Raw genomic sequence first — 17,769 nt, 5'->3', positions numbered from 1 at the left:
TAAAACTGCTTACCTGATCTCTTGGAAAAACTTCAGCAGAAACGGCGATTCTTCCGCTTTTCTGCTTGACCCGGCTGGCGGCATTCCGTAAATCGCCCCCACCAGAGCGGCGGAGTAGCTCAGTTGGTTAGAGCAGCGGAATCATAATCCGCGTGTCGGGGGTTCAAGTCCCTCCTCCGCTACCACCCTTCCCGAAATGACAGAATGCACGGCAGCACAGATTGCGCTGATGCGGACGCGTTTCGCTTGCCGCTCCACGGTTTTGCAGGACATTCAACCGCCGCGCCTCCCGCACGGCTGACACGCATGGCGGATGCCCATCAGAACGGCCGTTCCTGATGCGGCGACTTGCCGAAATAGCGCCGGTAGACCTTGGCGAAATGGGTCTGGCTGTTGAAGCCCGCAGCCAGCGCCACGTCGATGATCCGCATATGGGTCTGCAGCAGCAGGCTGCGGGCATAATCCAGCCGCAACCGGGTGTAATAGACCTTGGGCGTGGTGTGCAGGTATTTCGAAAACAGCCGTTCCAGCTGGCGCACCGACAGGCCGACCAGATCGGAAATCGCAGCGGGGGTCAGCGGCTCTTCCAGATTGCTGCGCATCAGGCCCAGCGCTGCGGCCAGCTTTTCATGCCGCACACCGGCGCGCCCGAACTCGGACACCGTCTGGTCCTGGCTGCCTTTGCGGGCTGAGGAACACACCATCAGATCCGCCGCTGCCGTTGCCACATCACCCCCGTGATGATCCGAAATCAGGGTCAGCATCATGTCGACCGTGGCCGTGCCGCCGGCGCAGGTGATCACCTTCCCGTCCATGGTGAACAGCGAGCTTTTCACCTCCACGTCCGGGTGCATCTCAGCCAGCGTGGCGCGCTGCGCCCAATGCGCCGAGGCCTGACGCCCGGACAGCAAGCCTGCCCGCGCCAGCGCCATGATGCCGCCCCCCAGGGCGGCCATCGGCAACCCCATGCGCTGCGCGTTGCGCAGCCAGCCCAGCACTTTCAGCGAGACCCCCGGCTCCGGTCCGCAGCCGCCGCAGACAAAGATCATGCTGCCGCGGGCCAGCTCCGGCAAACCGCCGTCCACAGCCACACTCAGACCGTTGGGTGCCGTGACAGCCAGCCCGTCCTCGCTGACCACGCGCCAGTCATAGCGCGCGGTCCCGTCGTGTGTGTTCGCAGCCTCCAGCGCCGCCACCGCGCTGGACAGATCCAGCGGCGAAAAGGTCGGCAGCAGCAGGAAAATGCAGCGGCAGGCCGGTCCGGTCTGCACCGCTTCGGGGAGCGTCCGCAGGGGTTTGCTCATGGCTGCCGCTCCCCTGCCCGGATCAGGCGCGCATATTGGCGCCGTTGGCGTCATAGATCGGCGCTCCCAGCACCTCAGCGTCATACATTTCGCCCAGGATCTCGACCTGCAGCCGGGTGCCCGCCGCGGCGTGCTCTGCCGAGACATAGCCCATCGCCATCGACTTCTGCGCGTGATGCGCATAGCCGCCGGAGGAGATATACCCAACGGCCTCGCCATCCTTCAGGATCGCCTCGTCGTTCGACACATCAATGCCGTCCACATCAAGGGTCATGGTGACCAGCTTGCGGCTTGCACCAGCCTCGCGGGCCTGCAGCGCGGCCTCCTTGCCCACGAAATCCTTCTTCCAATTGATGAAGACATCCATGCCGCTTTCCACCGCGTCAAAGTCAGGGCGGAAGTCCAGCGTCCACACGCCCCAGCCCTTCTCCAGCCGCATCGACATCAGCGCCCGCGCCCCGTACCAGCGGTAGCCCAGATCGGCCCCGGCCTCTTCAATCGCCTCCGCCAGGCGCAGCAGGTACTGCGGTTTGCAGTAGATCTCATAGCCCAGCTCGCCGGAGAAGCTGATCCGGTTCAGGATCACCGGCACGCCGCCCACAAAGATCTGGCGCAGGTCGCGGAACTTGAACGCCTCGCCCGACACATCTTCGCGGGTGATCCGCTGCAAGAGTTCCCGCGACTTCGGTCCCGACAGCGCGATACCGTGCCAGTCGTCTGAGACGTTCTGGTACGACACGTCCTCCGGCAGATCCTTCTCAAACCAGCGGCGGTGCGCCTCCTGCATGGCGCCGGAACCGAACAGCATGAAATGATCCTCGCCCAGGCAGGCCACGGTCAGGTCACCGTACAGCTTGCCCTTGGGCGTCAGCATCGGCGTCAGGGTCAGGCGGCTCGGTTTGGGCACATACCCCGCCAGCACACGGTCCAGATAGGCCCGCGCGCCCGCGCCCTTGAACTCATGCTTGGCAAAGTTGGCGATCTCAATGCCGCCCACCGCTTCGCGCACCGCTTTGACCTCGCGCGCCACATAATCGTGGCTGCGGTTGCGCTCAAACGTCGGCTCCTCATGCGCGTCCTCCGGCCCGTCGGCAAACCACAGCGCGTTCTCCAGGCCAAAGCCCTGGCCCATCCGCGCCCCCTTGGCGACCAGCCGGTCATAGAGCGCTGTGGTCTTCTGCATCCGGCCCCTCGGCAGCGTCTCGTTCGGGAAAGTCATCACAAACCGGCGCTCATAGTTCTCGGTCGATTTCACGGTGCCCCAGTCGGGCGTCGCGAACTCGCCGAACCGCGCCACATCCATCGCCCAGACGTCGATGGACGGCTCGCCGTCGATCATCCACTCGGCCATGGTCAGGCCAACGCCGCCGCCCTGGCAGAAGCCCGCCATCACGCCCACCGCGCACCAGTAGTTCTTCATGCCCGGCACCGGGCCGATCATCGGGTTGCCGTCGGGGCCGAATGTGAACGGCCCGTTGATCATGTCCTTGATGCCCGCCTCGCCAATCGCCGGGATGCGTTCAAACGACATCTCCAGGCGGTCGGCAATCCGGTCCAGATCCGGTTGCAGCAGCTCATGCCCGAAATCCCACGGGGTGCCGCCCACCTTCCAGGGCGTCCCTTTCGGCTCATAGGTGCCCAGCAGCATCCCCTGCCGTTCCTGCCGGAAATAGATGTTCGCCTCATAGTCGATCCCGGCCGGCAGGCGGGTCGGGTGGTTCGCCACCGCGTCGATCTTGTCGGTGATCAGGTAATGATGCTCCATCGGCTGCACCGGCAGGTTGATCCCCTGCATGTGGCCGACCTCACGCGCCCACAATCCGCCGCAGTTCACGATATGCTCGGCGTTGATCACCCCGCGCGGGGTCACCACGTCCCAGCTGCCATCGGCGCGCTGGGTGGTGCCGGTCACCGGCGTGTGGGTGAAATACTGCGCGCCATGCACCTTGGCGGATTTGGCAAAGGCATAGGTTGCGCCCGACGGGTCCAGATCGCCGTCCTGATCATCCCACAGTGCTGCATAGTAATGTTTCGGGTCGATCAATGGATGGCGGTCGGCCAGCTCCTGAGGGCTGATGAATTCCTGATGCAGCCCCATATAGCGCGCTTTGGAGCGTTCGCGCTTCAGGTAGTCATACCATTCTTTGGTCGATGCAGCGTAGAAGCCGCCGGTGATATGCAGGCCCACACTGTGGCCGGAGGTTTCCTCGATCTCTTTGTACAGGTCGATGGTGTAGGACTGCAGCCGTGAAATGTTCGGGTCTGACGAAATCGTGTGGATCTGCCCCGCCGCGTGCCAGGAGGAGCCGGAGGTCAGCTCGTCCCGCTCCAGCAGCACCACGTCCTTCCAGCCGAACTTGGCCAGGTGAAACAGGATCGAGCAGCCGACCACACCGCCGCCGATAACCACCGCCTTGGCGTGGCTCGGCAGCTTCTTGTCGCCAGTGCTCTCCTCCTTGTGGATGTTGAGCGTCGATTGGGCAAAATTGTCTGACATGGGTTTGTCCTCAGATCCGGGTCAAGGCGCGGGAATTGCGGCAAATGGCACCCAGGGGGTGCACAGGGGGTGTACGGGGGGTGTACGGGGGGTGCACAGGGGGTGCCGGGGCAATCCGGCACATCCTGCATAAGCTGAAGAAATGGGTGAGGAATTCCTCACCTCAGTACCAAGCATCCGGGATCTCCTCTTTGCGGCGGGCGACGTATGCGGCCAGCTCCTCTTTCACCGCCTCATCCATCGGCGGTGCCACATACTCGTTCAGCATCTGGTTCCAGCGCTCATAGGCACGCTGCCGCATGTCTTTGGAGCCGCCCTCCTCCCAGCTTTCGACATTCTCGCTGTCGCTGAGTTTGGGTTCGTAAAACGCGGTCTGATAGTTGCGCATGGTATGGCCGGAGCCAAGGAAATGCCCGCCCGGCTCCACCTCCGCGTAGGCATCGCGGGCAAAGGCTTCGTCGCGGGTATCCAGCCCCTGGCTCAGCACTTTCTGATAAGATCCCAGCCGGTCCGCATCCATGATCAGTTTCTCGAACCCGGTGCACAGCCCGCCTTCCAGCCAGCCCGCCGAATGCAGCACATAATTGGCCCCGGCCAGCATGGTGGAATGCATCGAATCCGCGCTCTCATAGGCCGCCTGCGCATCCTCGATCTTGGACGCAGTCAGCGATCCGCCGCAGCGCAAGGGCAGCCCGGCGCGGCGGGCCAGTTGGCCGATGGCATAGTTGGAGATCACCGGCTCCGGCATCCCGAATGTCGGCGCGCCGGATTTCAGCGACATGGACGACAGGAAGTTGCCCAGCACAAAGGGCGCACCGGGGCGGACGATCTGGGTGAAGGCACAAACCATCATCGCCTCCGCCATCGCTTGCGCCACCGAGGCGGCGGTGGAGACCGGCCCCATCGCGCCCGTAAGGATAAACGGTACAACGATAATTCCCTGCCCGCGGGCGGAGTAGGTCCGCACTGCTTCTGTGACCACCTTATCCACCAGCAGCGGTGAGTTGGTGTTCACATTGCCCATGATCACGCAGTTCTTGTCCATGACGTCCTTGCCAAAAACGATCTCGGCCATGTCCACACTATCCTGCGCGCGGGACATCTCTGTGATCGCGCCCAGATGCGGTTTGTCGCTGAGCGTCATATGGGCAAGCAGCATGTCGAAATGGCGCTTAGAGACCGGCACATCGCAGGGCTCGCAGATCACAAACCCGCCGTGATGCAGGTTCGGATGCATGTAGGTGAGCTTCACCAGCTTTTCAAAGCTCTCCATATCGCCATAGCGCCGTCCGCCCTCCAGGTCGCGCACAAACGGCGCGCCATAGATCGGGGCAAACACCTGGTTGTTGCCGCCAATGGTGACCGACCGCGCCGGGTTGCGGGCCAGTTGGGTAAACTCCCGCGGTGCCTTGGCGCAAAGGGAGCGGATCCATTGCGCGTCAGCCCGGATCGTATCGCCGTCGATCTTTGCACCGGCCTCCTTCCAGATCCTCAGCGCCTCCGGATCGTCGCGAAAGGCGATGCCGACCTCCTCGAAAATCCAATCGACCTGGGCCTCCAGTTTAACCAGTTTTTCCTCATCCAGCACATCAAAGAATGGCAGCGAGCGCCGGACCCAGGGCGAAGCCGGGGCGCCGGCGGGGGCAGTGTTTCTGTCACGGGATGCGCGGGCACGTCGGGCCATGGGGCTCTCCATCTTCAGGCGTTGCGGAACAATAAGACCCGGCGCGGACGTTGTGACGGTTGAAAATTCTGATGATTTGGATAAATCACATTTATGCAAGAACTGTGGAAACTCCTCACCAGCCCCCGCCACCTGATCGTCTTCGAAGCCGCCGCACGGCATGGCTCCTTTACCCGTGCGTCGGAGGAGCTGAACGTTCAGCAGCCTGCCGTCAGCGCGGCGATCAAGCAGATGGAAGCGTCTTTGGGCGTTATTTTATTCCGCCGCGGCCACCGTAAGGTGGAATTGACCGGGGCCGGAATGCGGCTTTACACCGATGTATCCAAGGCGCTTGGGGATATCCTGTCGTCAGCCAAGGCAGTGCGGCAATTCGGGCGAAATGACCATGTGACGCTTAACTGCTCCTCCGCTTTTGCATACTACTGGGTGATGCCAAGACTGGCCCAGCTGCACGAAGTGCACCCGGATATCGACCTGCGTCTGCAAAGTTCCGACCGGGAGCCGGACATCAACACCGAAGGTATTTCGCTGGCGGTGCGGCGCGGAGACGGCAATTGGCCGGATTGTCATTCAGCGCTGATTGCACCGGAGGTGATCTTTCCGGTGGCCAGCCCGCGGGTGATGGCCTCGGCGGTCAATCTGGCGACGGTGCCAAACCTGTTGCACGAGCGGCTGATCCATCTGGAAGAACCGATCAGAGAGCGCCCCAGCTGGCAGCAATGGTTTGAGCACTTTGGTGTCACTGGCCGCCCGCCCGCCGCGGGGATGCGCCTTAACGATTATGCGCTGGTGCTGCAGGCGGCGATTGCGGGCGAAGGTTTTGCCTTTGGCTGGCAGCATGTGACCGAGCCGCTGATCAAACAAGGGCTTCTGGCTGCGCGCAAGGAATGGTCCTGGACCACCGGATCGGGATTCTACCTGGTGTGGTCCAAGACACAGGATCTGGTCCCCAACGCGGAACTGGTACGGCAGTGGCTGCTGGAGATGGCCGGACCCGGAACCGCGTGACTTACGCGGCCCCGGCAGTCTCCTTGGCGCGTTGCATTGAGGTCTTGCGCGTCAGGTACATCCGCCGCGCGAAAGCGGCGATGAACAGCACGGTCAGGATCAGCACGATGGTCGGCGCGGGGGCGCTGTCCAGGAAGAAACTGGCATAAGTGCCCGCCAGCATCGAGAACATGCAGACCAGAACCGAGACCCACAGCATGGTGCTGAACTTGCGCACCACCAGAAAGGCAATCGCCCCTGGCGCAATCAACAGGCCGATGGCCAGGATCAGCCCGGCTGCAGAAAGGGTCGCCACGATGGTCAGCGACAAAGCCGCAAGCAGCCCGTAGTGCAGTACCGTGACCGGCAGGCCCGAGGCCTGCGCCTGCGCCGGATCAAAGCTGTGCAGCAGCAGATCCTTCCATTTCAGGACCAGCGCGGCAGCGACCGCCAGCGAGATAATCCCCGCGGTCCACAGCTCGTGCTGCTCAACCCCCAGCATGTTACCGAACAGGATGTGGTCGAGGTGGGCGTTGGTTTCAATAGAGACATAGAGCACGATGCCAAGCCCGAACATGCCGGAGAAGACAACGCCCATCACCGTGTCCTGCTTAACCCGGCTGTTGCCGGACAGAAAGCCGGTGGCGACGGCGCACAGCATACCTGCGGCAAAGGCCCCGAGGATCAGCGGCAGCCCCACGATATAGGCCAGCACGATCCCCGGCAGCACCGCATGGCTGACCGCATCGCCCATCAGCGCCCAGCCCTTCATGACCAGGAAACAGGACAGGAGCGCTGTGGGGACAGAGACGATCAGCGAGATCAGAAAGGCGTTCTGCATGAACGCAAATTGGAACGGCATCAGCAGCATATCAAAATCCATCACGCAGCCCCTCCTTGCTCAACGGGACCGCGCTTCAGCGTCTCACGCGCCTTGCGCTTGGCGGCCAGCAGCCCGTGTTTCGGTGCAAAGACAAAGACCAGCAGGAAGATCAGCGTCTGCAGTGTCACAATGATGCCGCCGGTGGCGCCGTCCAGAAAGTAGCTGGCATAAGCGCCGAAGAAACTGGTGAAGGCACCGATCAGCACGGACACCAGGATCAGCCGCGGGAAGCGGTCGCACAGCAAATACGCCGTCGCGCCTGGCGTCACCACCATGGCGATCACCAGAAACGCCCCCACAGTCTGCATCGCCGCCACGACAGAGGCTGACAGCAGCACAAAGAACACCGCCTTGAGCAGCCCGGGCCGCAGCCCGATGGTGCGGGCATGGTTTTCATCGAAGAAGGTGACCATCAGGTCCTTCCACTTGGCCAGCAGCACCGCCAGCGAGACAAAGCCGATGATCGCCAGTTGCAGCGTATCCTCCGGCGTGATCGCCAGGATGTTGCCCATGGTAATGGTTTGCACAGAAACGGACATCGGACTGATAGACACGATGAACAGGCCGAGGCCAAAGAAGGAAGTGAAGATCAGGCCGATGATCACATCGACCTTGAGGCCGGAGCGTTCCGACAGGAACAGCATCGCCCCTGCCGCCAGCCCGCCCGCGATGAAGGCGCCGAGCGCAAAGGGCAGGCCGAGGATGTAGGCGCCCGCAACGCCGGGCACAACCGAGTGAGAGAGCGCATCGCCAATGAGCGACCAGCCTTTGAGCATCAGATAAGCCGATAGGAAAGCACAAACGCCCCCTACCAGCGCAGAGACCCACATGGCGTTTGTCATATAGCCGTAGGTGAAAGGCTCCAGCAGGTAGTCCATCACGGTTCGCCCCCGCCCTCGCCGCGCTTTTCTCTCGTCTGAGTCTTTTCGCCGTATTGGACAAAGGGGCGCTCATCATCGGTCAGGATGGTGACTTCGCGGGTGTCGCCATCGTCATGCAGCGCCTGACCGCCGAGGGTGAAATGCCGCAGCACACCGCCAAAGGCATGTTCCAGGTTTTCACGGGTAAAGGTGGTCTCTGTCGGGCCGAAGCCCAGCACCGTGCCCTTGACCAGCACGGTGCGGTCGCAGAATTCCGGCACGCTGCCGAGATTGTGGGTGGAAACCAGCATCACCCGGCCCTCCTCGCGCAATTCGCGCAGCAGGGCGATGATCTGCTCTTCGGTCTTCACATCGACACCGGTGAACGGTTCGTCCAGGAGGATCACCTGCCCGTCCTGGGCCAGAGCGCGGGCCAGGAACACACGCTTGCGCTGGCCGCCGGACAGCTCGCCAATTTGGCGGTGGCGGAAGTCTTGCATGTTGACCCGGCGCAGCGCCTGATCGACGGCCTCGTGATCGGCAGCCTTTGGACGGCGCAAGAAACCCATGTGGCCGTAGCGGCCCATCATCACCACATCCTCAACCAGCACCGGGAAGGCCCAGTCGACTTCCTCTGACTGCGGAACATAGGCGACGAGGTTCTTGCGCAGCGCGTCCTTGACCGTCATTCCAAGAATGCGGATCTCACCCTGTGCCGCCGGGACAAACCCCATGATCGCCTTGAACAGGGTCGATTTGCCGGCGCCATTCACCCCGACCAGCGCCGTCACCGTGCCGCGGGGAATGCCAAAGCTGGCATCCCACAGCGCGGTGTGTCCGTTGCGGTAGGTCACCGTGACATTTTTTGCGGCGATCCCGCTGCCTGTAGGCATTGCGCTGGTGTTCATGATGTGGGTCTCGCTGGCATCAAGCATGGGCTGTCCTGCAGAGTTACACACAGAAATTGTGCTTTGTGAAATGAAACGCCCCGCAACATCTGCTGCGGGGCATTGGGATATGAAACTATCGCAAGGTCAGTTGGTAACTTCAGTCAATCCGCGGGCCACCGTCTGCGAGGTGATCTTGAGCAAGTCCAGATAAGTCGGCACCGGCCCGTCCGCCGCGCTGAGCGAGTCGACATAAAGCTCCCCGCCATAGGCGACACCGGTTTCACGGGCGACCTGTTCGGCCGGTGCGGTGTTCACGGTGCTTTCGCAGAACACCACCGGGATATCATTGGCGCGCACGCCGTCGATGACGCTGCGCACCTGTTGCGGAGTGCCGACCTGGTCGGCGTTCATCGGCCACAGGTAAAGCTCCTTCATGCCGAAATCACGGGCCAGGTAGCTGAAGGCGCCCTCGCAGGTCACCAGCCAGCGCTTGTCCTCGGGGATTTCCGCAATCGCCTGGCGCAGCGGCTCGATTGTGGCGCGCAAGCGGTCTTTGTATTCACCCGCGTTTTTGACGTAAACGGCGGCGTTTTCCGGGTCATGCTCAGCAAAGGCCTCAACGATGTTGTCGATATAGATCAGCGCGTTATCCAGCCCCATCCAGGCGTGCGGGTTCGGCTTGCCTTCGTACGAGCCGGCGGCGATCGGGATCGGGTCGATGCCGTCGGTGAGAGTGACGGAGGGCACATCCTCCATGTTCGACAGGAACTGTTCGAACCACAACTCCAGGTTCATGCCATTCCACAGGATCAGGTCGGCATCGGACGCCCGGACGATGTCGCGCGGGGTCGGCTCATAGCCGTGGATTTCTGCCCCGGGCTTGGTGACAGAGACGACCTCAGCCGCGTCGCCTGCCACATTGGCGGCCATATCGGCCAGAACGGTGAAGGTGGTCACGACCTTCATCTTGTCTTCAGCCATGGCGGCGCTGGCGGCAACGGCTGCGATGGCAGCTGCGGATACAGTCTTGAGCAACTTCGGATACATCCGATTCTCCCATTAGAGGCGTGTCTGAAAAATTGTTATTGCAAATCATTCTCAACTGTCAACAGAATTGAGAATGATTTGCAAAAGCAGATCTTTCGCGCGTGTACCGCGAACGTCCCTGCTGCCGGTCCCGAAAGCGGGATTTGTCTATTCCGGCAGCGTGCTCGTCTTGCTGTAGAAGCCTGGACCTTACTGCGGATACCGTGGCTTGCTTCTTGGGCCGTTACTGGTGATTGCCGTCATGGACAGCGTATGGTCCATGTTCTTCATCCGGTGCCGCAGCATCAGCCGGGTCAGCCGGTGCAAATCGCTGGCATATTCGGCCCGCGCCGCTACATTTTCCAATTCGCCGCGCCCATGGCTGTCAAACAGCATCGGCGGCAGATCGGCAGCGAATTCGACCAGCGTGAACCGCCCATCCCGCAGGATGCCCAGGCAGGAATCGCTGGCCGTGGTGCCGAGCGCCTGCTGCCACAGCGTCGGTTCCAGAGGTTCCGAGAAATCCAGCTCCGAGAAGGAATACTGCCGCCAGTCCTGCGGCGCCTCCCCCCGCAGAAGCGGCAGCAGCGAGCGCCCGTCCATGGCATTCGGCACCTCCTGCCCCACCCACTCCAGGACGGTTGGCGTCACATCAATAGACTCGGTGATCTGAGACAGGCTGACGCCCGCGTTATTCTCATTTCCCGGCATGCGGATGATCAGCGGCGTGTGGTAAGCGGCATCATAGACAGTCATCTTGCCCCAAGAATGCCGGTCGCCCAGCATCTCACCATGGTCAGCGGTGATCACCACCATGGTGTTGTCATACTGCCCGCTGTCTTTCAGGAACTTGATTACCCGCCCGACATGATGATCCACTTCCGTCGCCAGCCCCAGGTAGACCGCGCGCAGGGACTGGATGTTCTCATCCGAGGGCTCCAGGTCCGGGAACCCCTCGACAAAGCTGGCGGCGGTGCTTTTGCGCAGCAGCGGGCCAAAGAAGGGGTGCTGTGCGCCTTCCTCTTCCGGAGTTGCCAGCCGCTGCGGCAGCGGCAGGCTGGCGGGGTCGTACATGCTGTTATAGGGCGCCGGGGCCACCAGCGGCGGGTGCGGGCGGATGTAAGTCAGATGCGCAAACCAGCTTTCCTTTTGGTAAGCCGCCATCTTGCCCAGGAAGGAGTTGGTGAGGAACGCGGTATCGCTGTCCTCAGCCGCATATAGCGCTGGATCGTTCAGCCTGGGCACACCGCCCTCGGGAGAGATTGGCTTGTAAACGTCCCAGTAGTTCTCGAACTCATAGCCGCGGCTCATCAAATGCGACTGCCACGGATAAGACATCTCCAGCCGCATCTCGGTCATCTCGTGAAACCCGTTCATCGGATATTCATAAGTCCGAAGCGCCGGGTCGTTGGCGTGATAGGCCCGCGGGTCCTGCGAGGTGTCGGTGTAGCCGAACAGCATCGGCAGATAGCCGGCCTTGCGCATCTCCGTGGCGATGTTCGGTGTGTCGTGGCGCAGCGGCGTGCCGTTGCGGACAGAGCGGTGGTTCATCGCATACTGCCCGGTCAGGATCGACGCGCGCGATGGCCCGCAGGGGTTGGTCACCGAAAAATGCCGGTTGAACGACACCGCCTCCTGCATGAAGGCGCGGATGTTTGGCAGTTCCACATGTTCCGCCATCGCGCCGGACACGCAGTCCGCGCGAAGCTGGTCGATGATGATGAACAGGACATTCCGGTTTTCGGGGCGTGCGGCAGACATCCGGGCTTCCTCGCTGGAACAAGTCAGGTTTCGGGTGCCAATCTGTGGCAGTCTGCGCGCGGATTACAAGCGCAGACTGTGCCGTTCCCGTGGGGCAGCCTGCCGCAGGTTTTCAGCTGGCAAATCCCGGACAATTTTAGCGGTCAGGCTGCCAGCGGCAGAGTAAACAGCTTACCGAACTGCGGCTGCGGATCTGTCACACCTGCCAGCCGCAGCATGTGCCAGGCCAGTGCCTGGTTGCTGGAAATCACCGGCACCCCGGATTGCGCCTCAATCTCAGGTATAATCCGCAAGCAGCGCAGGTTGGTGCAGGAAATCACGATGGCATCGCTCGCCGCCTGGTCAGCAACCCGCTGAGCAGCCTCCGCGATCGTTTTTTCAGAAATCCGCGCCACGATGCGGTCGTCTTTCTGTTCAAACGAGCCGAAGCCGGCAATTTTGAAACCGCCTTCCTCCAGTTTTTGCCGCATCCGGGCCGAAACTTCCGGCAGGTACGGTGTCAGAAACCCCAGCCGTTCAGCGCCCAACGCTTTGCCTGCGGCGGCAATCGCAGCCAGCGGGTCAGTCACCTGGGCCTTTGGCAAGACTGTCTGCACTGCCTGCGCCACCTTTTGCGAGCCAATCACCGACGAGGCCGAGGTGCAGCCGTACCCGATCACATCGAACTCCGGCATGGACGGCAGCAGCCGCGCCGCGGCCGGCAGATCCGCCTGCATCTTCGCCAGCGTTTCAGGCCGCACCTCCGGCACCATCGGGATGCGGCTGTGATAGAGCGCCACCCCTGGCTGCGCCATCATCCGGGAGAACTCCGGCTCCAGCGTTTCGTCGGTTTCCAGCACGATCACACCCAGCGTGGCGCGGGTACCGATGCCTGCGTCGGTGTCATAGGGGAGCTTCATGGCCCGGGGCCTCCTTCATATCACCGGCAGTTCCGGGGCGGCACGGGCGGTCAGAAGTTCGGCCCCACCCGCACGCACCACGATGTTTTCTTCATGCACCATGATACGGCCCTCACCGTACCCCAGCGAAGGTTCCAGCGTCAGCACCATGTTTTCTTCGATTACCGTTTCATCGAATCCCGCGTGCGAGGGCCATTCGGTGAGCTGCATCCCCAGCCCATGCCCAAGCCGGCCCACATCGCCGCCCTGATCATCCAATTCAGCAATTACCGACTGCATCGCCTGGAACAGCTCGCGGCAAGTCGCGCCAGGTTTGGCGGCACCGATGCCAGCCTCAGTCGCCCGCCACAGCACATCGTAGGCGCGGCGCGACAGATCGTCAGCACGGCCAATGGCAAAGTTGCGGTCGAAATCGCAGAAATAGCCATCCCAGGTAGACCCGGTATCCAGCATAACGATGTCACCGGCCTGCAGCGGCCGCCCGGTCGGCGGCGAGATCACGTCGCTATAGCCGCCCTGATCGGCGCCACCGACCAGATAGGGCACATCATCGGCGCCTTGCGCCAGTGCTTCGCGCCGGAAGGCCCGGAACAGATCCTCAAACGGCTGGCCCTCATGGGCGATCTGCGGCACCTGCGCGAATGTGCGCGAACCGATTTCGCAGATATGCGTCAGCTTTTCAATCTCCGCCGCGGACTTGACCATCCGCAGACTGCGCACCAGCGGCGTGGCATCGGCAACCTTCAGCCCCGGCAGCCTTGCCATCAGGCGTTCGTAATCACCCAGCGGCATCCGCAGCGAAGTTTCGTGCCCCTTCATCAACCCGATGGAGCCTCCGCGTCCGGCAATCGGCGACAACAGCTCCGTCAGCAGGCTGATACCATCGTCCTGCGGCGCTGGTGCGCTCCAGGTGCGGATGTCCTCAATCCAGGTGCGGCGCATCAGGTCGGCGCCGATCTCCGGGATGATGGCAATCGGCTTGCCCGCAGGCGGCACGAACAGAAACCAGGGCCTGGTCGGGCTTTGCCAGAACAGCGTGTGAAAGCCGCTAAAATAGCGCACTTCCGGCTCTGTCAGCAGCAGCAGACCGTCCAAGCCCTGCGCCGCCATCAGCGCCTGGGCCTTTTCAGTACGGGCAACGAATTCCGCCTCTGGGAAGCCACGCGCGGGCGCTTCAGACATGGTCTTTGCCTGCCATGATCGCGGCGAAAATCGCCGGATCTGTGACACCCTCGGAGCCGATCAGCAGAACGCGGGAGTCCGCATCGAGGCCCAGCGTTTCCGTCATGTCCGGTGACTGGCAAGCCGCGATCATCGCGGACAGGCCCGCGACCGCGCTTTCACCCGCCTCCACCACCGGATCGCCGGTTTCACCATTGGCCAGCAGCCGTACGGCGGGGGCCACGATGCTGTCAGGGATGGTCACAAAGTCCGTGGCCTCCTCTGCCAGGATTTCCCAGGCCATTTCCGACGGCTCGCCGCAGGAAAGACCGGCCATGATGGTTTCTTCCTGAATGGCGAAATTGGTCGCCTTGCCCGCCCTGGCGCTGTCGAACAGGCAGGCCGCCAGTTCCGGCTCTACGATGACCACACGCGGGGACGCCGCGCCATAATACTGCCGCAGCGCCGCAGCAACCGACGCCGCCAGCCCGCCGACGCCGCCCTGCAGGAACACGTGGGTCGGCGCCTGCGCCAGTGCCTCGCAAGCCTCGCGTGTCATCACGCTGTAGCCTGCCATCACGTCGCGCGGCGGCTCCGTGTAGCCTTCCCAGGAGGTGTCAGAGACCACGAACCAGCCGTTTTCCTCCGCCTCTTTCTTGGCCAGCAGAACGGAGTCGTCATAGTCGCCCGTGATGCGGATCACGTCGGCGCCCAGCTCACGCATCGCCACGGCCCGGCCCTCGCTGACCTCGGCATGGATATAGATCCGGCAAGGTGCGCCGAACCGCTGGCAGCCCCAGGCCAGCGAGCGGCCATGGTTGCCGTCAGTGGCAGAGACCAGGGTGATCCCGGCGCAGGCCTCCTTGTGGGTGCCCTTGCGGATTTCCTCCAGGCTGACGTCCTTGCCCAACTGGCGGCTCAGCTCGCGCTGCAACACCCGCAGCGCAGCATAGGACCCGCCCAGCGCCTTAAAGCTGCCAAGGCCGAACCGCGGGCCTTCGTCCTTGTAGTCGATACGCGCCACGCCGATCTGCTTGGCCAGGCCCGCCAAGGACACCAGCGGGGTCGCGTCATAACCTTCCCAGGCCGTGATTTCCGCCTGTGCGTTTGCAAAATCCTGCTCGGACAGGACCGAATAGGCCGCTTCGCCTGTGTTCGGATTTCCCGCCGTATGGCGGATCACGACGTCAAAGTTTTCAAGCATGGTCAGTCCTTTCCCACGGGCAACCGGTCACACACCAGCTGCACCCAGAACTCTGCGCCAATGGGCAGCAGAGCGTCGTTGAAATCATAGTCCGCCGAATGCAGCGGCTGGCCGCATGGCCCCTCTTCGCCATTGCCCAGGAGCAGGAAGCAGCCCGGCACGGCAGCTGCGAAATGGGCAAAATCCTCGGAGAAGCTCATCGGCGGGCGGTTGCGGATCACTTCGCAGCCCGCGGCCTCACCCGCGCGGCAGGCAGCCTCTGCCGGTTCTGCCGCGTTGATGGTCTCGACAAACTCGGTTTTAAAGCTCACTTCGGCCTTCACACCGTGGGTGGCTGCGACACCCGCTGCGATCTGGCGCATATAGCGCTCAACCGCTTTGCGGTCCTCAGGCACCCGCGCGCGTACGTCACCCTTGAGCACCGCTTGGCCCGGCAGCACGTTGCGCTGACCGTCGGTCAGGAATTCGGTGACAGAGACCACCGCCCCCGCCCCCGGTGCCAGCTTGCGCGACACGATGGTCTGCAGCGCCAGTACCAGTTCAGCACCTACGGTGATTGCATCCACCCCGGCCTGCGGCATTGACGCATGACCGCCCTGACCCTTGATTGCAATTTCGAACAGGCTTTCACTGCTGCAGATCTGGCCCGGGCGGGTTGAGACCTGCCCCGCCGGTGCACCCGGCAGGTTGTGGATGGCATAAACCTCTTCGATCGGGAACCGCTCCAGCAGACCCTCGGCAATCATTGCCTGCGCACCCAGCCCGTGTTCCTCATTTGGCTGGAAGATGAACACCACGCTACCGTCGAACCCCTTCTCCTGCACCAGCCGTTCAGCGGCACCCAGCAGCATCGCCATATGGCCATCATGGCCGCAGGCGTGCATTTTGCCTGGTGTTTCAGAGACATAATCATGCGCAGAAGTTTCAGTTATCGGCAGCGCATCCATGTCGGCCCGCAGCCCGATGGCACGGTTGCCGGAGCCTGCACGCAAAAGGCCGATCACGCCCGCACCTTCGTGCACTTCCAGCCCGAGACTGCGCAGATGCTCCGCCACCTTTGCCTTGGTGCGGGCCTCCTGAAAGCCGAGTTCAGGGTGCCGGTGGAAATCCTGGCGCAATGAAGTCAGGCGATCCTGGCATGTGGTCATGAGCGCTCTCCCAGCCGTTTGCAGCGACATTAGGCTGCGGGATGCGATTTGGCGCATAGATTTAAGGCTGGCAGGTGACGAATTTCATCATTGTTTCGCCTCTTCGGGCGGAAACGCGTACCGCGCCTGCGGTACCAGCCCTTAGATGTCCTCGCCCTTTTCAAGCAGCTCTTCTATCAGCTGCCGCTGAATTCCCGGACTGTCCCCGCCGCCGAATTGCAGGGCGCCGCCGGTGTAAAGCGTGCCATAAGTGCGCGCGATATTGACCGTCTGGCCCAACGAGGAAATCAGCTGATCCTTTTGCAGCGAGGACAGCGGGTGAATGAACACCGCCCACAGCTGCCCCTTGGCCACCGCATAGCGCGCATCCAGAGCGGTGTCGAAATTGGCCTGCATCATCCGCATCATCTCTTCCGCCGTCAGCCCTTTGGCCGGGCGCAGCGGCACCATCGCCCGCATCCGGTCCGCAGCTAGGTCAGTGACCACCAGAATCGGCACCCCGGAAATATTCAGCTGAAAGCCACGCCCGACTGGCTGCGCATCGCTGTCCAATGCAAACAGGATCCGCCCCAGCCGTTCGTAGGTCATCGGCGGTTCAAAAGCCCCGGGCGCATCCTGAGCCCAAGCCGGCGCCGCCAATAAACAAGCAATCAAAATCATCCGCAGCCAAGCCATGAAAGCGTCTCCCTTCGGCACGTTTCCTCAGGCTAGTCCGGCGTCTCAGAAGTCGCCATGCAAAGATTGGTGAGCGGCGGCGGCAGACAAGAGGAAGGCCATCCGGAACGATCTGCAAAACAACCCGGACGAACAAGGATTAATCGTCCGCCCTTTCGGATCTAGCTTCAGGGCACCGGGTAGCACGACCCGATGCGAACACCTGAATATGCTACTGAACCTGATGAGGACAATCATGAAAACGCTTCTGACAACCGCCCTGATTTCGCTTTCCTCAGCGCTGGCTGCCCCGGCCTTTGCCGCCGATGAGATCAATGTTTCCAACGGCATTTCGGCTGGCGGCGCGCCGCTGGCGGCCCATGGCGTCGACCTGGTGGCGCTGCTGGACAGCCGCAACCCGGTCGAAGGTGTGGCCACCCTTTCGGCCACCGTCGACGGCGCCTCCTATTACTTTGCGTCAGAGGAAAACAAGACCGCGTTTGAGGCCAATCCGTCGAAATACCTGCCCCAGCATGGCGGCTTCTGCTCTTACGGCGTATCGGTGGGCAAGAAATTCGATGGCGATCCGGATCAGTACCTGGTGCATGACGGCAAGCTGTTCCTGTTCCTGAACGCTGCCACCCGCGCTGCCTTCTTGGAAGACGTGGCCGGAACCGCCAAGACCGCGGACAGCCAATGGGCTGAAATCAAGAACACCGCCGTCGGCGCGCTCTGATCCCGCCCGAGAGGGCTGGCAGCCTCGCGTGCCGTCCTGCCTGCCTTCCGCCCCGCAGCTGGTGCGTCAGCTGCG

Annotated in this window: 15 protein-coding genes and 1 tRNA gene; 3 read left to right on the top strand and 13 right to left on the bottom strand. The window is 62.4% G+C overall.

Annotated features, from left to right (window positions below):
- Positions 1-108: 108 nt before the first annotated feature.
- A tRNA-Met gene (locus AC5STB_RS08360) sits at positions 109-185 on the top strand.
- 135 nt (positions 186-320) lie between these two features.
- Here AC5STB_RS08360 and AC5STB_RS08355 read toward each other — a convergent pair.
- The 3 genes from AC5STB_RS08355 to AC5STB_RS08345 form a co-directional block, all read right to left on the bottom strand.
- Positions 321-1,304 (bottom strand): GlxA family transcriptional regulator, encoded by a 984-nt coding sequence (locus AC5STB_RS08355; protein ID WP_495442475.1) that lies wholly within the window; start codon positions 1,302-1,304, stop codon positions 321-323.
- Positions 1,305-1,326: 22 nt separating this feature from the next.
- Positions 1,327-3,801, bottom strand: a complete 2,475-nt coding sequence (locus AC5STB_RS08350) for a GcvT family protein (protein WP_495442474.1) — start codon at positions 3,799-3,801, stop codon at positions 1,327-1,329.
- A 163-nt stretch (positions 3,802-3,964) separates the two neighbouring features.
- Positions 3,965-5,485 carry a trimethylamine methyltransferase family protein gene (locus AC5STB_RS08345; protein WP_495442473.1) on the bottom strand — a complete coding sequence of 507 codons (1,521 nt, stop codon included), beginning with the start codon at positions 5,483-5,485 and terminating at the stop codon, positions 3,965-3,967.
- A 93-nt stretch (positions 5,486-5,578) separates the two neighbouring features.
- On the opposite strand from AC5STB_RS08345, the gene AC5STB_RS08340 reads away from it, so the two are divergent.
- Complete coding sequence (locus AC5STB_RS08340) at positions 5,579-6,493, top strand: LysR substrate-binding domain-containing protein (RefSeq protein ID WP_495442472.1); 915 nt, start codon at positions 5,579-5,581, stop codon at positions 6,491-6,493.
- Between the two features lies 1 nt (position 6,494).
- On the opposite strand, the gene AC5STB_RS08335 is transcribed toward AC5STB_RS08340, so the two are convergent.
- The 10 genes from AC5STB_RS08335 to AC5STB_RS08290 all read right to left on the bottom strand — a co-directional run bounded on the left by AC5STB_RS08335 (position 6,495) and on the right by AC5STB_RS08290 (position 16,979).
- On the bottom strand, positions 6,495-7,355 hold the full coding sequence (locus AC5STB_RS08335) for a metal ABC transporter permease (protein ID WP_495444584.1): 861 nt from the start codon (positions 7,353-7,355) through the stop codon (positions 6,495-6,497).
- Positions 7,355-8,233, bottom strand: coding sequence for a metal ABC transporter permease (locus AC5STB_RS08330; RefSeq protein ID WP_495442471.1), 879 nt, complete (start codon positions 8,231-8,233; stop codon positions 7,355-7,357). The genes AC5STB_RS08335 and AC5STB_RS08330 overlap by 1 nt, the downstream gene beginning before the upstream one ends.
- On the bottom strand, positions 8,233-9,150 hold the full coding sequence (locus AC5STB_RS08325) for a manganese/iron ABC transporter ATP-binding protein (RefSeq protein WP_495442470.1): 918 nt from the start codon (positions 9,148-9,150) through the stop codon (positions 8,233-8,235). Before AC5STB_RS08325 ends, AC5STB_RS08330 begins: the two co-directional genes overlap by 1 nt.
- 99 nt (positions 9,151-9,249) lie before the next feature.
- Positions 9,250-10,152: a metal ABC transporter substrate-binding protein gene (locus AC5STB_RS08320; protein WP_495442469.1), complete on the bottom strand. Its 903-nt coding sequence runs from the start codon at positions 10,150-10,152 to the stop codon at positions 9,250-9,252.
- 189 nt (positions 10,153-10,341) lie between these two features.
- Positions 10,342-11,892, bottom strand: a complete 1,551-nt coding sequence (locus tag AC5STB_RS08315) for an alkaline phosphatase family protein (protein ID WP_495442468.1) — start codon at positions 11,890-11,892, stop codon at positions 10,342-10,344.
- A 143-nt stretch (positions 11,893-12,035) separates the two neighbouring features.
- A complete protein-coding gene (locus AC5STB_RS08310) occupies positions 12,036-12,791 on the bottom strand; it encodes a maleate cis-trans isomerase family protein (protein WP_495442467.1) in 756 nt (251 codons plus the stop codon).
- A 15-nt stretch (positions 12,792-12,806) separates the two neighbouring features.
- A complete protein-coding gene (locus tag AC5STB_RS08305) occupies positions 12,807-13,973 on the bottom strand; it encodes a M24 family metallopeptidase (RefSeq protein WP_495442466.1) in 1,167 nt (388 codons plus the stop codon).
- Positions 13,966-15,156 carry a diaminopropionate ammonia-lyase gene (locus AC5STB_RS08300; protein WP_495442465.1) on the bottom strand — a complete coding sequence of 397 codons (1,191 nt, stop codon included), beginning with the start codon at positions 15,154-15,156 and terminating at the stop codon, positions 13,966-13,968. The genes AC5STB_RS08305 and AC5STB_RS08300 overlap by 8 nt, the downstream gene beginning before the upstream one ends.
- Before the next feature lie 2 nt (positions 15,157-15,158).
- On the bottom strand, positions 15,159-16,304 hold the full coding sequence (locus tag AC5STB_RS08295; RefSeq protein WP_495442464.1) for an amidohydrolase: 1,146 nt from the start codon (positions 16,302-16,304) through the stop codon (positions 15,159-15,161).
- 141 nt (positions 16,305-16,445) lie between these two features.
- A complete protein-coding gene (locus AC5STB_RS08290; RefSeq protein WP_495442463.1) occupies positions 16,446-16,979 on the bottom strand; it encodes a hypothetical protein in 534 nt (177 codons plus the stop codon).
- A 235-nt stretch (positions 16,980-17,214) separates the two neighbouring features.
- Between AC5STB_RS08290 and AC5STB_RS08285 the strand changes: the two genes are divergently transcribed.
- Positions 17,215-17,694, top strand: coding sequence for a YHS domain-containing (seleno)protein (locus tag AC5STB_RS08285; RefSeq protein ID WP_495442462.1), 480 nt, complete (start codon positions 17,215-17,217; stop codon positions 17,692-17,694).
- The last annotated feature ends 75 nt before the right edge of the window (positions 17,695-17,769 follow it).

It is taken from the genome of Leisingera sp. CC-HEC093 (genome assembly GCF_059429195.1).
Note: the sequence above shows the minus strand (reverse complement) of the source record. Positions and strands in the feature narration are given on the sequence as shown.